Annotated in this window: 16 protein-coding genes and 8 tRNA genes; 6 read left to right on the top strand and 18 right to left on the bottom strand. The window is 31.4% G+C overall.

The annotated features are described in order from the left end of the window. Nucleotides 1-131: 131 nt before the first annotated feature. Nucleotides 132-1,724, top strand: a complete 1,593-nt coding sequence (gene pckA / locus NSU06_RS05135; protein WP_017176373.1) for a phosphoenolpyruvate carboxykinase (ATP) — start codon at nucleotides 132-134, stop codon at nucleotides 1,722-1,724. Nucleotides 1,725-1,765: 41 nt separating this feature from the next. Here pckA and NSU06_RS05130 read toward each other — a convergent pair whose 3' ends face one another. Together NSU06_RS05130 and ytkD are read right to left on the bottom strand one after the other, a co-directional pair. Next, nucleotides 1,766-2,545 (bottom strand): alpha/beta hydrolase family protein, encoded by a 780-nt coding sequence (locus NSU06_RS05130; protein ID WP_019835281.1) that lies wholly within the window; start codon nucleotides 2,543-2,545, stop codon nucleotides 1,766-1,768. Then, a complete protein-coding gene (gene ytkD / locus NSU06_RS05125) occupies nucleotides 2,526-2,999 on the bottom strand; it encodes an RNA deprotection pyrophosphohydrolase (protein ID WP_017176375.1) in 474 nt (157 codons plus the stop codon). The genes NSU06_RS05130 and ytkD overlap by 20 nt, the downstream gene beginning before the upstream one ends. Nucleotides 3,000-3,066: 67 nt before the next feature. Between ytkD and yidD the strand changes: the two genes are divergently transcribed. Then, nucleotides 3,067-3,312: a membrane protein insertion efficiency factor YidD gene (yidD, locus tag NSU06_RS05120; protein WP_019835282.1), complete on the top strand. Its 246-nt coding sequence runs from the start codon at nucleotides 3,067-3,069 to the stop codon at nucleotides 3,310-3,312. Here the strand turns inward: yidD and menC are convergent. The 14 genes from menC to hemE all read right to left on the bottom strand — a co-directional run bounded on the left by menC (nucleotide 3,303) and on the right by hemE (nucleotide 11,044). Further along, entirely contained in the window at nucleotides 3,303-4,310 is a 1,008-nt protein-coding gene (gene menC / locus NSU06_RS05115; protein ID WP_340779519.1) for an o-succinylbenzoate synthase, read from the bottom strand. The genes yidD and menC overlap by 10 nt on opposite strands. After that, nucleotides 4,311-5,705 carry an o-succinylbenzoate--CoA ligase gene (menE, locus tag NSU06_RS05110; protein ID WP_017176378.1) on the bottom strand — a complete coding sequence of 465 codons (1,395 nt, stop codon included), beginning with the start codon at nucleotides 5,703-5,705 and terminating at the stop codon, nucleotides 4,311-4,313. Between the two features lie 199 nt (nucleotides 5,706-5,904). Next, nucleotides 5,905-5,995: transfer RNA gene (locus NSU06_RS05105), tRNA-Ser, on the bottom strand. Between the two features lie 50 nt (nucleotides 5,996-6,045). Continuing rightward, nucleotides 6,046-6,117 (bottom strand) — tRNA-Glu (locus NSU06_RS05100). 1 nt (nucleotide 6,118) lies between these two features. Next, nucleotides 6,119-6,193: transfer RNA gene (locus NSU06_RS05095), tRNA-Asn, on the bottom strand. Nucleotides 6,194-6,205: 12 nt separating this feature from the next. After that, a tRNA-Gly gene (locus tag NSU06_RS05090) sits at nucleotides 6,206-6,279 on the bottom strand. Nucleotides 6,280-6,292: 13 nt separating this feature from the next. Continuing rightward, nucleotides 6,293-6,368: transfer RNA gene (locus tag NSU06_RS05085), tRNA-His, on the bottom strand. An 11-nt stretch (nucleotides 6,369-6,379) separates the two neighbouring features. After that, nucleotides 6,380-6,452 (bottom strand) — tRNA-Phe (locus NSU06_RS05080). Between the two features lie 21 nt (nucleotides 6,453-6,473). Then, nucleotides 6,474-6,549 (bottom strand) — tRNA-Asp (locus NSU06_RS05075). A 14-nt stretch (nucleotides 6,550-6,563) separates the two neighbouring features. After that, nucleotides 6,564-6,637 (bottom strand) — tRNA-Met (locus NSU06_RS05070). A gap of 323 nt (nucleotides 6,638-6,960) precedes the next feature. Continuing rightward, nucleotides 6,961-7,521 (bottom strand): RBBP9/YdeN family alpha/beta hydrolase, encoded by a 561-nt coding sequence (locus NSU06_RS05065; RefSeq protein WP_019835695.1) that lies wholly within the window; start codon nucleotides 7,519-7,521, stop codon nucleotides 6,961-6,963. 104 nt (nucleotides 7,522-7,625) lie between these two features. Further along, nucleotides 7,626-9,020, bottom strand: coding sequence for a protoporphyrinogen oxidase (gene hemY, locus NSU06_RS05060; protein ID WP_340779516.1), 1,395 nt, complete (start codon nucleotides 9,018-9,020; stop codon nucleotides 7,626-7,628). 17 nt (nucleotides 9,021-9,037) lie between these two features. Then, nucleotides 9,038-9,961, bottom strand: coding sequence for a ferrochelatase (hemH, locus tag NSU06_RS05055; RefSeq protein WP_017176381.1), 924 nt, complete (start codon nucleotides 9,959-9,961; stop codon nucleotides 9,038-9,040). A 45-nt stretch (nucleotides 9,962-10,006) separates the two neighbouring features. Next, on the bottom strand, nucleotides 10,007-11,044 hold the full coding sequence (gene hemE / locus NSU06_RS05050) for a uroporphyrinogen decarboxylase (RefSeq protein ID WP_340779511.1): 1,038 nt from the start codon (nucleotides 11,042-11,044) through the stop codon (nucleotides 10,007-10,009). A 247-nt stretch (nucleotides 11,045-11,291) separates the two neighbouring features. Between hemE and NSU06_RS05045 the strand changes: the two genes are divergently transcribed. Further along, nucleotides 11,292-11,792 carry an antibiotic biosynthesis monooxygenase gene (locus NSU06_RS05045; RefSeq protein WP_017176383.1) on the top strand — a complete coding sequence of 167 codons (501 nt, stop codon included), beginning with the start codon at nucleotides 11,292-11,294 and terminating at the stop codon, nucleotides 11,790-11,792. A gap of 55 nt (nucleotides 11,793-11,847) precedes the next feature. Here NSU06_RS05045 and ecsB read toward each other — a convergent pair whose 3' ends face one another. Beyond that, complete coding sequence (gene ecsB / locus NSU06_RS05040) at nucleotides 11,848-13,071, bottom strand: ABC transporter permease EcsB (protein ID WP_017176384.1); 1,224 nt, start codon at nucleotides 13,069-13,071, stop codon at nucleotides 11,848-11,850. Then, nucleotides 13,068-13,805, bottom strand: coding sequence for an ABC transporter ATP-binding protein EcsA (gene ecsA, locus NSU06_RS05035; RefSeq protein WP_017176385.1), 738 nt, complete (start codon nucleotides 13,803-13,805; stop codon nucleotides 13,068-13,070). Before ecsA ends, ecsB begins: the two co-directional genes overlap by 4 nt. A 134-nt stretch (nucleotides 13,806-13,939) precedes the next feature. Between ecsA and NSU06_RS05030 the strand changes: the two genes are divergently transcribed. The 3 genes from NSU06_RS05030 (at nucleotide 13,940) to NSU06_RS05020 (ending at nucleotide 15,658) form a co-directional block, all read left to right on the top strand. Further along, complete coding sequence (locus NSU06_RS05030) at nucleotides 13,940-14,365, top strand: HIT family protein (protein ID WP_017176386.1); 426 nt, start codon at nucleotides 13,940-13,942, stop codon at nucleotides 14,363-14,365. A gap of 152 nt (nucleotides 14,366-14,517) precedes the next feature. Then, nucleotides 14,518-14,901: a YtxH domain-containing protein gene (locus NSU06_RS05025; RefSeq protein WP_002449632.1), complete on the top strand. Its 384-nt coding sequence runs from the start codon at nucleotides 14,518-14,520 to the stop codon at nucleotides 14,899-14,901. A gap of 199 nt (nucleotides 14,902-15,100) precedes the next feature. Continuing rightward, nucleotides 15,101-15,658 (top strand): DUF3267 domain-containing protein, encoded by a 558-nt coding sequence (locus NSU06_RS05020; protein ID WP_017176387.1) that lies wholly within the window; start codon nucleotides 15,101-15,103, stop codon nucleotides 15,656-15,658. Nucleotides 15,659-15,838: the final 180 nt, after the last annotated feature.

Genomic DNA, 15,838 nt, shown 5'->3' with positions numbered 1-15,838 from the left:
ATACTTTAAAATTGTCAATTTTGATTTTTAAATGTTCTTTTATTTACAATGGAATAATTAAATTATTATGTTATAATTTTTAATGTAAGGGCTTACATATATAAATGAATAGATATTTGGAGGGATGTTGTATGTCAATAGATACATACAGTGAAACACCTAAAATCAAACACTTATTAGAGAAGGAAACGACTTTATTTCAACTTTCTACTACTCAGCTTTATTACAAGATTTTAAATAATAATGAAGGTGAACTTACTGAACTTGGCGCAATTAATATGAGTACAGGTAAATATACTGGTCGTTCACCAAAAGATAAATTTATCGTTAACGAACCTTCATATCGAGACAATATTGATTGGGGAGACATTAATCAACCTATAGATGAAGACGTGTTTTTAAAATTATACAACAAAGTATTAGATTATTTAGATCAAAAAGATGAATTATACGTTTTTAACGGTTATGCCGGAAGTGATAAAGACTCACAATTAAAATTAAAAATTATCAATGAGCTTGCATGGCATAATTTATTTGCACAAAACATGTTTATCCGACCTGAATCTATTGAGGAAGCAAGTCATATTAAGCCAAATTTCACTATCGTTTCTGCCCCTCATTTTAAAGCCAATCCAGATGTTGACGGTACTCATTCTGAAACATTTATTATTGTTTCATTTAAACATAAAGTGATTTTAATTGGTGGTACTGAATACGCTGGAGAAATGAAAAAAGGTATCTTTTCAGTGATGAACTACTTATTACCTATGCAAGATATTATGAGTATGCATTGTTCTGCCAATGTTGGAGAAAAAGGTGATGTTGCTCTATTCTTTGGATTATCTGGTACAGGAAAAACAACATTATCAGCGACGCCAACTCGCAAATTAATTGGCGATGATGAACATGGCTGGAATAAAAATGGTATTTTTAACATTGAAGGTGGTTGCTATGCAAAAGCTATCCACTTATCTAAAGAAAAAGAACCTCAAATTTATAATGCCATTCAATATGGTACTATTCTTGAAAATACAATTGTTAATGAACGTGGCCATGTTGATTTTGATGATAATACGAACACAGAAAACACACGTGCTGCTTATCCAATTCATCATATCGATAATATCGTATTACCTTCTAAAGCTGCACACCCTAATACAATTATCTTCTTAACTGCAGATGCATTTGGTGTACTTCCACCTATTTCTAAATTATCTAAATCTCAGGCAATGTATCATTTCTTAAGTGGTTTTACGTCAAAATTAGCTGGCACAGAACGTGGCGTGACAGAACCTGAACCATCATTTTCAACATGCTTTGGCGCTCCATTTTTACCTTTGCATCCTACTAAATATGCGAATTTACTTGGTAAGTTAATTGATGACCATGATGTTGATGTATATCTAGTAAATACAGGATGGACTGGTGGAAAATATGGTGTTGGACGTCGTATCAGCTTACATTATACACGTTATATGGTAGATCAAGCTATTTCTGGCAAGCTAAAACAAGCTACATTTACTAAAGATGAAATATTTGGTTTAAGTATACCAACTGAAATGGAAGATGTGCCTAAGACTATTTTAAATCCAATCCATGCTTGGAATGATCCTGAGGCTTATCGTCATCAAGCTAATGACTTAAAACAACGTTTTGAAGAAAACTTCAAAACATTTGGAGATGAAGTAAAAGATATTGCTAAAGATGGTGGATTTAGTCATTAATAATATATCTAAACAAAAGACTTACATGATAACTGTTATAGTCATCTTTGTAAGTCTTGTTCTATATTATTCATCCATTGATGTATATAATCTAAAACTTCTTTCAATGCTTTCGGTCTTGGGACATGGCCTTCGTCAAGTTGATAAAATGTATCATGTTTGACCCCTTTACGTTCTAGTTGTTCTTGAAGAAAATACGCTTGATGTATACCCACTTGCCAATCTTTACCACCATGTACAATTAAAATAGGTGGACTGTTTTGATTCAACGTACGTATCGCATTTCTTTGTTCATATGCCTCTTTATCTTTTTTCGGATGACCTACCATACGTCTTAGCATTCCCCTTAAATCCACACGTTCTTCATACATTAAATGAACATCTGAAACGCCACCCCAAATAATATAACTATCAACTGGATCATCCTGAAATGATAATAAACCTTGAATTCCACCTCTTGAAAATCCAATCATATGGACGAAAGCTTGGGGATACTTATTTTTTAATAATCGAATAAGTACTGTTACATCATGTAAATCAGCATTACAAAATTCATCTTTTCCTTCACTACCATTACTTCCTCTATAATAGGGACCTATAACTAATGTATACGGATCAGAAAATTGCATGAGTCTTGAAGCTCTTACTCTACCAACTTGCCCTTTTCCACCACGTAAATACACTACAATTCGTTTAACATTATGATACGTTGGGATCATCTGTAACGCTTTTACATTTAATTCGTCTACTGTATAAGTTATTTCCTCAAATCGATGAGTGTTGGATTCAACAGGCATTGTTCTAATATTTGTAATACCCAAGATCTTTCACCCTTTCTAAACATTTTAAAATTGCTTCATCTTTAATTAAATAACTTTTTTGGTGCTCAGGAATCTCATTAACTAGATGAAATAATATAGGACCTTCTGTTTCCAAATAATCATGTTTATGTTCAATTGATTTCACTTTAATCACGTACACATCTTTTTTAAAAAGTGACTTATCAAAGGTATGAACTTGATATTGCGCGATATAATATAAGGCTTCTACCTTTCCACCTGTTTCTTCATAAAGTTCTCTAGCAATCGCTTGTTGACTAGTTTCATTAATTTCAACTTTACCTCCAGGGAACTCGATACCTCTTTTAGAGTGTTTAGTGAATAATAATTGATTTTGAAATATCGGAATAGCTAAAACGTGGTTTCCATTCGGTATATCGTTATCAGTTTTATATTGCATCGTGACTCGTCTATCATCTTGATCGATAAACTCCATATCACTCATCCCCCTCTTAAATATGATAAAATTATTTAATAATCAAATGTCTATAGGAGGTTTATTTATGCTTAAAAAATTATTTCTAAGCATCATTCGTATTTATCAGCGTTTCATCTCCCCTATGACACCACCAACATGTCGATTCTATCCTACTTGTTCTGAATATACTAAAGAAGCTATAGAAGTATATGGCGCATTTAAAGGTGGCTATATGGGAGTAAAACGTATTTTAAAATGCCATCCATTTCATGAAGGTGGATTTGATCCCGTACCTTTAAAAAAAGACAAACATACACATCATCATTCATAAACAGATAATGCATTTATATTAACTTTAGGGGGATTGAAATATATCAATCCTTCTTTTAATTTGCCTATGCCTTGTGTAAAGTCTGTTTCAAAATAATATCTATCTGGAGTAATATCTCCTGGATAAGACCCTTCTTTTGCTAATAAAGCAGTAAAATATCGACTAAGTCCATATTCATACATCCCACCAACGATCACTTTAATATCTTTCTCTTTTAATAAGTGAATGAGTTCTAGCGCTCTATCTATTCCTCCCAGTCTAAATGGTTTAACCACAACCGCAGTTATAGGATATTGATGAATAATTTTCAAAATTGATTGTACATCCGTTGCTTTTTCATCAATAGCAATAGCAGGATAATGCGTAACATCTATATAGCTTAAATCATTTAAATCTTTAAATGGTTCTTCAACGTATAGAAGGTTGTGTTGATCAATCTCTTTTAATAATTGAAATTGTGACATATCCAGTGATTCATTTGCATCGAGTGCAAGACTAAATTCAAATGGAAGTTCATTGCGTAGCTTTTTTATATCGTTAATGAGATGAGAACTCCATTTTAATTTAATACGTGCTGGCTTTGTGTCTTTAAGTGTTTGTAATTGTGAAGAAGATAAACCACTTACTGTTGCCCCATATTCAACGTTAAAGCACGGTTGCGAATAAAACATCTGATAAACCGCCATCACAACAGTACATCTAGTAGCTGGATAACTATCTAATACATCAAGATAAGGTAACCAGTCACTAAATGTATTGAATGATTGATTTAAAATCTTTTTTGACCATTGTTGTATTCGTATTTTTACTGTCTCAATTGTTTCAGTATCATACCAATCCGTTTCAAATGCATTACATTCACCAAAATAATTTTTCCCTTCATCAGAAATAAATCGTACTATGAGTGCTTTACGATGTGTCATTTCGACTTTAGGCGTCGTAATCGGAGAATGAAACGGCGCTTTATAGTAATAAAATTGTATATCAATAATTTTCATTTAATGATCCTCAGTTCCAACTTTATTACGTTGTAATTTTCCAGTAGAAGTATAAGGTAATGCATTGACGTGTTGATATATCTTAGGAACTTTATATTTTGCTAAATGTTCTTGTAAAAAATTTATAAGATCATTAACCTCAATTGTTTCACTTGCGACATAGTAAAGCGCTGGAATCTGACCCCAAGTCTCATCTTCTTTAGGTACACATACTGCATCTATAATTCCATTGAATGTTTTAGCTACTGTTTCAATTTCATAAGGATAGATATTTTCTCCACCACTAATAATAAGGTCTTTACGTCGATCATAAACCATTACAAAACCATCACTGTCTATTTCTGCAATATCTCCTGTTTTAAAGAAACCATCTTCAAATGTGTTATCCAAATCTTTAGGATACAAATATCCGTTCATTACACTGTCGCCTTTGATAAGTAATTCACCATGTCCCTCTTCATTAGGTTGTTTAATACATACTTCAACATTATCACTTGGTTTACCTACTGTATCATATCGTTTAGCTAACATATCTGGCGAAGCGGTTAGGAACTGCGAACATGTTTCTGTCATTCCAAAAGAATTATAAATAGGTAATTGATAACTCAATGCCTGTTGTATGAGCGTGGATGATAATTTAGCACCCCCAAGTAATATTTTTTCAATTGAGTATGGTTTATTTAAACCAGCATCCATTAGCCACTTTAACGTTTGTGGCACAAGTGACACATGTGTAGGATATTCGTTTTTAATAATAGTCAACATATCTTCAGTATTATATTTATTTAATAAACGTACAGTAAATCCTTCAATCACAGCACGTAAAATCACGCTAAGTCCTGAAATATGATAAATTGGAAGAACCGATAACCATGTCGTTTGTTGATCAAATCCTAGACTTTCTTTACAACCTAATGCACTTGCATAGTGATTTTTAAATGTTTGAGGTACTGCTTTTTGGGGTCCTGTCGTCCCTGATGTAAACATAATAGATGCAATACGATGAATATCAAATTGTTTATGATTAGGCGTATCAGGATAATCATTGAGTTGATTAAATGAGAGAACTTGATGTGAAGATAAATCGAACTCTTTTGTAGTTAAAATAAGTTGAACATTCACTGAGTTCATTTGATTAGTCATTTCAGTTGTTGTTAATCGTGTATTGATCATTGCAATTTCAATTTGCGCTAACCAACATGCGTGCACTAAAATAACAGAATCAATGTCGTTTCCAATATATAGTCCTACCCTACTTTCATTTAAAGATAATAATTTTTTTGAAAGCTGATACGCTGTAGAATATAATTGATTATATGTTAATGTATACTGACCATCTATAACCGCGATTTTGTTTTTGTTTTTTATACTTTGCTCTTTTAACCAAAATTCCAAAATTCATTCCTCCAATAGTTATACACTCTATATTATAACGATTTTTAAATGACTTAACAGGACTCATGTTTGAATTTATTTTGTGATTGTTTTATTTTTAAAAAGATATTATCCATTTTAAGATAAATATAGTTGAATACTTGATATATCATATCTATAAAAAACTCAGAATGGAAAATAACCATTCTGAGCTACTGTACGGAGAGTAAGGGATTCGAACCCTTGAGACGCGATAAAGCGCCTACACACTTTCCAGGCGTGCTCCTTCAGCCAGACTCGGACAACTCTCCTCTATTCAATTAAATAAAAAAACAGAAGCGATGTTTCACTTCTGTTTATATGACTCCTACGGGACTCGAACCCGTGTTACCGCCGTGAAAGGGCGGTGTCTTAACCGCTTGACCAAGGAGCCATGGCTCCGCAGGTAGGATTCGAACCTACGACCGATCGGTTAACAGCCGATAGCTCTACCACTGAGCTACTGCGGAATAATTAAATTATGGAGCGGGTGATGGGAATCGAACCCACAACATCAGCTTGGAAGGCTGAGGTTTTGCCATTAAACTACACCCGCTTAATAACGATTATGGGGCGGTTGATGGGAATCGAACCCACGAGTGTCGGAACCACAATCCGATGCGTTAACCACTTCGCCACAACCGCCAAAGTGTAAATGGTTCAGGACAGAGTCGAACTGCCGACACATGGAGCTTCAATCCATTGCTCTACCAACTGAGCTACTGAACCTTAATCATAAGTCAAAAGTAATGGCGGTCTCGACGGGAATCGAACCCGCGATCTCCTGCGTGACAGGCAGGCGTGTTAACCGCTACACTACGAGACCTATAAAATTATGTATTGCGGGAGGCGGATTTGAACCACCGACCTTCGGGTTATGAGCCCGACGAGCTACCGAACTGCTCCATCCCGCGCCAATATTATTAGCACTTCAAATGAGTACTTAATTAATATATCATTTAAGCCACTGTAATGTCAACACTTTTTTAAAATAATTTTTACAATACGTTAATTATAAATTTAAATAATTATGAGATAATTATTTTTTAATTAGTGCTTTTTTCAATACTTTATTAGTATATATATTAACACCTATATAGTCAATAAAAATTATAAATTAATTTGTGTAAAAAAACGCTACACTTAAAAAATTTTATTTTATGGGATAATTTGGGTATAAAATCTCATAATTATTATTACTCTTTATATTACTATTTGATACTTTCCCGCTCTAACATTATTGTGTCATATATTTTTGCATTTTTTCTTGTAATTCACTGAAAGAAACAAAGCCTTCTTCTTCTAGGAAGTGCCCTCCTTCTTCAACAATTCGAATTGATCCTCCTAAAGCTTGTAATAACTTTTCAGTTTCTTTATAAGATACATGTTCATCATCTTTTGAAGCGAGACCGTGAAAGTGTTTCACCTTTTTCTTAACTTCATCATAATCAATGGTAATATGATCTAAATTAACAGATTCATCGATGTCTTGAGCATCTTCTTTAAATCCAGCAATACTAAAAAAGCCTTCTATTGGACGTTTTAAATCTAATTGTTCAATAAATTTCAAAGCAGCGATTGAACCATAGCCATGTGTTACAACATACGTATCGGGATGATTGATTTTAATTTGTTGTTTCATAGCCTTTAGCCACATATCTAATTTTTTGTTATCCGCTTTATCTAAATTAAACAATTGTACATTATATCCTTCGAGTGCTAAGTTATGTTTTAACCATTGATACCAATGATTTTGTGCATTTCCTATTTGTGAATGAACAATAATTACATCTGTCATTTTTTATTCCCCTTTTCTTCTTAATAATGACTATTTATTTTAAAATAAAGCACTTTAAAGAGACAAATGTAACCTCTAAAAAGTGCCTATTTACTATGCTTTATTTATAACTCGTCTATTAATTCTTCAACAGCATTTTTGCCTTGTTGAATACAATCAGGTAAACCTACCGCTTCAAAAGGTGCACCGGTAATGCGTAACCCGTTATATTGACGTTTTACATGATTTTGTATATTGCGAATTTGAGTCATATGACCGATATGATACTGTGGCATACTTTTTGGTAATCGATTCACTATGGTAAAATCTGGATCACCTTTAAACGTCATCATTTTACTTAAATCTCGACGTGCGATATTTACAATTTCTTCATCAGTATGGTCATCTACAACCGTATCGCCAGGTTTTCCTACATACGCACGTAATAATACTTTACCTTTTGGTGTAGTAAACGGCCACTTTTTAGTCGTCCAAGTACATGCAGTAATATCAGTATGACTGGTTCTTGCAATGACAAATCCAGTACCATTATAGGTATTTTCGATATTTTTCTCATCAAATGCAAATACAACCGTTGCAACTGTAGTAGAATCCATAGTATTAAAGTATTTAAATGCTGAATCATGATTAAACCATTTCATAAACGTTTGATGCGGTGTCGTAACAAGTAAACCATCAAACGTCTTTCGACTATTATGTGTAACAATCTCATAATTATCATTATGAATATGAATATCTTCTACTGGTGTATTATATTTGAAGTGTACACCTTTTTGTTCAACATTTTTAGCTAGTGCTTCAATAAATGAACTTAGCCCATGTCTAAATTGTTTGAATTGTCCTTTAGGAGCACCTGGATAAAGCTGACGTTTTCTTGTACGTTCGCGTTTTTCATCTTTCATTCCTTTAATTAAACTACCATATGATTCTTCTTTATACTTGAAATTAGGAAATGTACTCATCAAACTTAATTGATCAATATCTGTTCCATAAATTCCTCCCATAAGGGGCTCAATCAAATTTTCCAGCATTTCGTTTCCTAAACGTTTTCTGAAGAATTCACCAACCGAAATATCATTTTCTATTTTAATAGGCGGAATAACTAAATCTAATCCTGCTCTTAATTTTCCTAAAGGGGAAATTAAACGTGTTTTTAAGAAAGGTTTAATATCTGTTGGAATTCCCATAATTGATCCGCCTGGAATAGGATACAATTGGTTCTTAGCAAAAATATAGGATTGTCCTGTTTGATTCGTAATTAAATCATCTTCAAGACCTATATCTTTTGCTAAATTTGTCATGATCGTTTTTCGACCTAAGTAGGATTCTGGACCAAGTTCAATAGTATAACCATCGCGTCGATAAGTTTGAATTTTACCTCCAGGTCTTGAAGTTGCTTCAAAAATAGTTACATCTATGTCTTCATTGTAATGTTTAAAATAATATGCACTGGCTAGACCTGTAATGCCAGCACCTATAATTGCAACTTTTTTACTCACAACATGTCCCTTCCTTTTTAAAAAACTGTTTTAATTTCGTCGACAATCGCACCTATAAATAATGGATTTGTATTAGGCATTTCTGGTCGATAGTAATTAGCACCAATGTCATCGCAAACAACTTTACACTCATAATCATTATCGTAAAGTACTTCAAGATGTTCACAAACAAATCCAACTGGTGTATAAATAAAGTTTTTATAATGATGTTCATTGTATAATTCTCTTGTTAAATCTTGTACATCAGGTCCTAACCAAGGCGTACCTGTATTACCCTCTGACTGCCAACCTTGCGCTACATGTTTAATATTTGTAGAAGCTTCTAAACGATCCATAGTATCTTTAATTTCATTAGGATAAGGATCATTATTACGTTCTATTAATCCTTTAGGTAAACTGTGCGCAGACACGATTAAAATTGTTTCATCATGTTCTTCTTCTGGAATTTCAGCTAATGTTTCATTTACTTTATTTGTCCAGTATTCAATAAATTTAGGTTGTTGATAATAACGTTCAACATGATGTAGTTGTATACCATATTTATCCGCTTCTTCTTTAGCACGTTTATTATATGAACCTATTGAAAAACTTGAATAATGGGGAGCTAATACGACTGTAACAGCCTCTGTAATACCATCATTATGCATTTTTTCAACTGCTTCTTCAATATAAGGAGAAATATGTTTCAATCCTAAATATAATTTAAATTCTACATCATCATATGTTTTATTAAGTGCATCTGTAAGTGCTTTAGCTTGACGATCTGTCGTTCCTGCAAGTGGAGAAAGACCACCTATAAATTCATAACGATTTTTTAAATCTTGAAGTTCTTCTTCTGTTGGTCTTTTACCATGTCGTATATCTGTGTAATATGGTTCAATATCACTTTCTTTATATGGCGTACCATATGCCATTACTAATAAACCTACTGTTTTAGTCATTCTTAAAACCTTCCCTTTTAAAAATAAATTTTTATGATTCTAATTTTATTTTTGCGTATAGTCATGAACCAGTTGTGTTACTTTTTTAAGTGTATCTGGTTGAACTTCTGGGAAAACGCCATGACCTAAGTTAAATATATGTTTACCTCTTTGCATTCCTTCATCAAGTATTGCTTTAACTCTTTTTTCTAATACATCCCATGGTGCTAGTAGTAATGAAGGATCTAAATTACCTTGTAATGCTTTATTTACACCTAATTGATCCGCTTTCAAAATAGATGTACGCCAGTCTAAACCTAAAACATCAATTGGCAAATCATTCCATTCATTAATGAGATGACTAGCCCCTACACCAAATAATATAACAGGAATATTATGATGTTCTTTAATTCCACGGACTAAACGATCCATAGATGGTTTTATATAATATCGATAATCCTGTACATTAAGTGCGCCTACCCATGAATCAAAAATTTGAATCAATTCTGCACCTGCTTCAACTTGAGCTGTTACATATTTAATTGAAACGTCTACAAGATGATTCATTAAAGCAAACCAAGTCTCTTCATCGCCATACATCATTGCCTTAGTAAATGTGTAGTTTTTAGAAGGTCCACCTTCAATCATATAAGATGCTAATGTAAAGGGAGCACCCGTAAATCCAATTAAAGGTACATTTAACTTTTCTTCAGTTAGAATTTTAATTGTTTCTAACACATAAGGCACATCTCTTTTAGGATCAATTTGAGTTAATTTTTCCACATCTTTCATAGATTTAATGGGATTGTGGATTACAGGACCTATACCAGATTGAATTTCAACATCTACTCCGATAGGTTTAAGTGGTGTCATAATATCTTTATATAACACAGCTGCATCAGTATTGTAATTATCAACAGGTAGATGTGTTACATATGCACAAAGTTCTGGTTGATGTGTAATATCAAAAAGTGAATACTTTTCTTTTAATTTGCGATATTCTGGTTGTGATCTGCCAGCTTGGCGCATAAACCACACAGGTGTGTGTGAGGTTGATTCCCCTTTAATTGTTTGTAAAATTGTATTATTTTTTTTATGCACCATTTTATCCTCCTAAATTAAAATCATTCTTATTCATAATATCACAACATAAAAGATTTCGCGTTTCTTAAATATTAAATGTCATAAAAATGACAAAGCACGTCTATCTATTCTTTAATTTTAAATTTGTAATTATAAGTGAATTGATTTAAATAAATTATTCACAATTTATTTTCTTATTTAAATTATTTATAATAGCTAGTCTTATCATTTAATCGTATAATATACATAAATAAAGGAGGTATGGCTTATGAAAATATATACAACTTATGGAACTTATGACTATTTAAATCAAATTCGTTTAAATCATCCTGAAAATCATCTGTTTATTTATTCAACTAATGATTCTTCAGTCATTATTGAAGAATCCGAAGATAAATCTATACTTAAACACCCTACTACTTATGAAGTTGTTAATGAAATCAATGAGCTTAATCATCAACATTTCTATTCAGCTATCTTCATTCCAAGTTCAGAAGATCATGTCAATCAACTAGAAAAACGTCTTTCGAATTTGAATTTAGATTTCAGTCAATTTGCTGGTTTTAAAAGCTATCGTTTCTTACGACCTGAAGAAGGTACTACTTATAAAATTTACTTTGGCTTCGCTAATCGTCAAACATACGAAGATTTTAAATCATCTGATATGTTTAATGATTATTTTTCTAAAGAAGCATTAAGACATTATTTTGGCTCAAGCAGTCAACATTCAAGTTATTTTGAAAGATATTTATATCCTATTAATGATTAACATAAAAAGAGGAAGCTTAAGTATGTGTTTAATACATCTTAAGTTCCCTCTTTTTTTAATCTCTTAATAAAGTTTCCTGATATTGCAATTTTTTAATCGTACTTCTAATCGTTAACCATCCTACAATAAAGAATACAATTGCAAAAAAGAAGTATTTTATATAAAAGATGATAAAAATGATTGCGAAAATAATACCTATCATAATCATAAGGCGATATAAGAATTTTTCATATCCTTTGATCACTTCACTATCTGATACAGGCCAAACCTGAGGCCATAGTCCATACGCTTGCTGCGTATAAAACTGAGACATTTGCAATAAAATAATATACATAAATAAACTACCAATAATAATAGAAACAAGTGGATGAGACAGCCAAATCATAAGTACAAGTGCAATGACAACAAGTCGAAGAATAATACTTAATGCATCTTTTCCTCTTACAAAACTTCTCACAAATAAATAAAGATACATATTGTGCGAATTAAAACGACGTCCTTTGGGTGTGGGTAAAAGAAAATCTAAATATTTGCGTCTTGCTGCATTTTCTTTTAAATGCTTAACATCTGTAAACATATTTACAAATTTATAATAATTTGTATGATGTCTTTCTTCTACTGAAATCAACTGTTCCCATGGAAATAACGTAAGACTCTTAAATTTAGGTATAAGGTACGCCATGCCAAAGAAAATTATTGTTAATAAAATGGCAAAATATAATTGTTTCCCTAAAATTAGATAATACGTTATAAAATTAAGTGAAAATATTAAGACATTTAATATCCATTGAGACAATCTCGCACGATACCATTGCCATTTTAAGCGTAGTCCTAAAATAGGATGAATAAGCGCTAAAACACTCATCACGATATAAGATACAACTAATTGTTGATTAAGCTTATAAAACAATGGAAATAATACAATTAATAACACTATTTGTAATATTATACGGTTAAAATAACTATATCTTAGGCCTAATTTTATATAATCTTCCATATTCTTCTCAAAAGGAAGCAAAAATAACTTGTCAGCATCTTTTAAAAATGTTCGAAATGGAAAGATTGAAGTTAAAGCAATTACAATACTTGCTAAGAATGCATAATCTATATTTTTAGGAATATGTTGTAACCATTGACCATAACCTAATATGAAGGCTCCTAATAAAATAACTAAGAATACAGTAAAGTGACCATTAAAAATAAATTTATTATAATAATGTTTTTCTTTTTTTATTGCGTCATAACGTTGTTTAAATAATGCTATGGCTTCATTATTCATGTCGTTTGACCACCTTGCGTAACATGGATATAAATATCATCAAGAGTTTGATCTTTAAGACCCGTTTGTTCTCGTAGTTCCTCTAAATTTCCAAAAGCAACCACTTTTCCTTTATCTAAAATAATGAATCGATCACAATATCTTTCAGCAGTTGCAAGAATATGGGTACTCATTAGTACTGTACGCCCTTCATTTTTCTTTTCAACCATCAAATCAAGCATGGATTGTATACCTAATGGATCCAAACCAAGAAATGGTTCATCAATAATATAAAGTTCAGGATCGACAATAAATGCGCATATAATCATTACTTTTTGTTTCATTCCTTTTGAAAAATGGCTAGGAAAAACATTAAGTTCATTTTCAAGTCTAAATGTTTTTAGTAGAGGACGCGCACGTTTCATTGCTTCTTCCTTACTTATTTGATAAGCCATAGCAGTCATGACTATATGTTCTTCTAATGTTAATTCTTCATAAATGACTGGTGATTCAGGAATATATGATAGTTTACGACGGTAGATTTCGATATCATCATTAATATTGGTATCTGAAATAGAAAGTGTTCCTTCCATTGGCGTTAATAATCCAAGCATGTGCTTAATGGTCGTACTTTTTCCAGCGCCATTGAGACCAATTAATCCTACTATTTCACCTTTTTTTAATTCAAAATTTATATTTTCAATAACAGGACGTTTACCATATCCTCCTGTTAAATGTTCAACTTTAACTGTCATAAGGCACCTCCATGAGTTATATTGTACCAAAATCATTATATAACTACTAAGGTTTGCTATAACTCATTAGCGAATTTTTAAAATAACAATGTTATAATAATGAGTAAAAATAGGTTAAAGGAGTGCATTTAATTATGTCAGAAACTGTTTTTGGTAAAATTCTTACTGGTGAAATTCCAAGCTATAAGGTTTATGAGAACGATTATGTTTATGCATTTTTAGATATTTCTCAAGTTACTAAAGGACACACACTTTTAATTCCGAAGAAAGCTTCTCCTAATATTTTTGAAACTGATGAAGAAACAATGAAACACATTGGAGCTGCTATTCCAAAAGTAGCAAATGCCATTAAAAAAGCATTTCAACCTGATGGATTAAACATTATTCAAAATAATGGTGAATATGCTGATCAGTCAGTATTTCATTTGCATTTCCATTTCCTACCTCGATATAAAAATGATATCGATGGTTTTGGTTATCAATGGGAAACTCATGAAAATGAAATTAGCGATGAACAGAAAAAAGATATTGCTGAACAAATTAAAGCTCAATTTGAATAATTCTGCATATTGAATATCATTTATGGGTAATATAAAATGAAATCAATATGTCAATGTAATAATTATAGTAAGTAGCTTAAGTCAATCGTTACTTACTTCATAAAATGATATGATTTATTCTATAATCGACATAATAGTGAGGAGAATAAAAAATGAAAGTTACACGTGTATTATTTGGTATCGGTGTGGGACTTGCTTCTGGTATTGCTGTATCATGGATGAATCGTGATCAACAAAGATATAATGCTAATGCCTCTGGACAAAAAGTTCCTACTGGTGCTCGCTCAGAATTAGAACGAGAAATCGAAACAATTAAACGTAGTTTCTATAATATTATTGATTATAGTAAGCAAGTGAAAAATGACGGTGTACAACAAGGTAGCGACATTGCTAACGAATTTAAGACTTTAATCGGAGATTTTAAATCTGATATCAATCCTAATATTGAAAAATTAAAATCTCATATTGAAAATCTTCAAAATCGTGGCGAAGAAATTAGTAATACATTTTCAGAAGATAAGAATAATAACAAATAGAACTCTAACATTGAGCTCAATTTGGCTATGAAGAAATTTATATTAATAGATTTCTTTATGGCTTTTTTTATAAATATACAATCTAATATAAAAACATTGCTCTATATTACAATAGCTATTAAAAATTGTCTTGACGATAACTCAAGTTAGTTAGATAATACCTATCGTATATTAAACGACCTATTTTCGAGGTGGAGTTATGTTTTTATGTAAACGTCATATAGATATCCATGCGCGATTTGGTGTTCCAAGAATTGCGTTTTTAAGTATTGTAACAACTATTATTGCGTTTTTAGTTAGTTATGAGATTATGTATTATTTTGTAAAAACGCCTTTATCAGATAAATACTTTTTACTTCTAATATTATTTATCATTCTTATGTACCCTATTCACAAAACAATACATTTATTCTTCTTTTTACCTTATATTCATGCGTTTAGATGGCACAAGTTAAATAAGAAAAAATGGCTTCCTTATTTTAATACGTATGTGAATACGCCTGTCCGCAAGTTTTATTTTTGCATTAATCTTATTTTGCCATTTTTAATAATTACAAGCATTTTAATTTTCCTAACTTATCATTTTCCAAGTTATGGACATTATTTTATGTTCTTATTTGCCTTAAATCTTGGTTTATCAGTTATGGATTTTTTATATTTAAAAATTATTCTTTTTTCAAAAGAAGGACAATTTGTTGAAGAACACCAAACAGGCATTAATTTACTGACAAAAGTGCCATTCCATTCAAAGTTCTAATATATAAAGAAGGGTAATTATAAACGTATTCACTCAAAATTAAAATACAGTCTACTGGTTATTTTGAATATATTAAAAAGTCTATGATATTGAATGATATCGTAGACTTTTTTTAAATTATTTTTCATCTAATACTTTAGTTGTAAATCACCTTTTATTAATTGGTGGAATAATTATATT

Source organism: Staphylococcus sp. FSL W8-1270 (genome assembly GCF_038007165.1).
In the GTDB taxonomy this organism is placed as follows: Bacteria; Bacillota; Bacilli; order Staphylococcales; family Staphylococcaceae; genus Staphylococcus; species Staphylococcus hominis.
The sequence above is the reverse complement of the archived record's forward strand: the minus strand, read 5'-3'. Positions and strand labels throughout refer to the sequence as shown.

Coding starts and splice junctions, on each gene's coding strand:
- pckA (WP_017176373.1), top strand. CDS start 132: ATGTCAATAGATACATACAGTGAAACACCTAAAATCAAACACTTATTA.
- ytkD (WP_017176375.1), bottom strand. CDS start 2,999: ATGGAGTTTATCGATCAAGATGATAGACGAGTCACGATGCAATATAAA.
- yidD (WP_019835282.1), top strand. CDS start 3,067: ATGCTTAAAAAATTATTTCTAAGCATCATTCGTATTTATCAGCGTTTC.
- menC (WP_340779519.1), bottom strand. CDS start 4,310: ATGAAAATTATTGATATACAATTTTATTACTATAAAGCGCCGTTTCAT.
- NSU06_RS05065 (WP_019835695.1), bottom strand. CDS start 7,521: ATGACAGATGTAATTATTGTTCATTCACAAATAGGAAATGCACAAAAT.
- hemH (WP_017176381.1), bottom strand. CDS start 9,961: ATGACTAAAACAGTAGGTTTATTAGTAATGGCATATGGTACGCCATAT.
- hemE (WP_340779511.1), bottom strand. CDS start 11,044: ATGGTGCATAAAAAAAATAATACAATTTTACAAACAATTAAAGGGGAA.
- NSU06_RS05045 (WP_017176383.1), top strand. CDS start 11,292: ATGAAAATATATACAACTTATGGAACTTATGACTATTTAAATCAAATT.
- ecsB (WP_017176384.1), bottom strand. CDS start 13,071: ATGAATAATGAAGCCATAGCATTATTTAAACAACGTTATGACGCAATA.
- ecsA (WP_017176385.1), bottom strand. CDS start 13,805: ATGACAGTTAAAGTTGAACATTTAACAGGAGGATATGGTAAACGTCCT.
- NSU06_RS05030 (WP_017176386.1), top strand. CDS start 13,940: ATGTCAGAAACTGTTTTTGGTAAAATTCTTACTGGTGAAATTCCAAGC.
- NSU06_RS05025 (WP_002449632.1), top strand. CDS start 14,518: ATGAAAGTTACACGTGTATTATTTGGTATCGGTGTGGGACTTGCTTCT.
- NSU06_RS05020 (WP_017176387.1), top strand. CDS start 15,101: ATGTTTTTATGTAAACGTCATATAGATATCCATGCGCGATTTGGTGTT.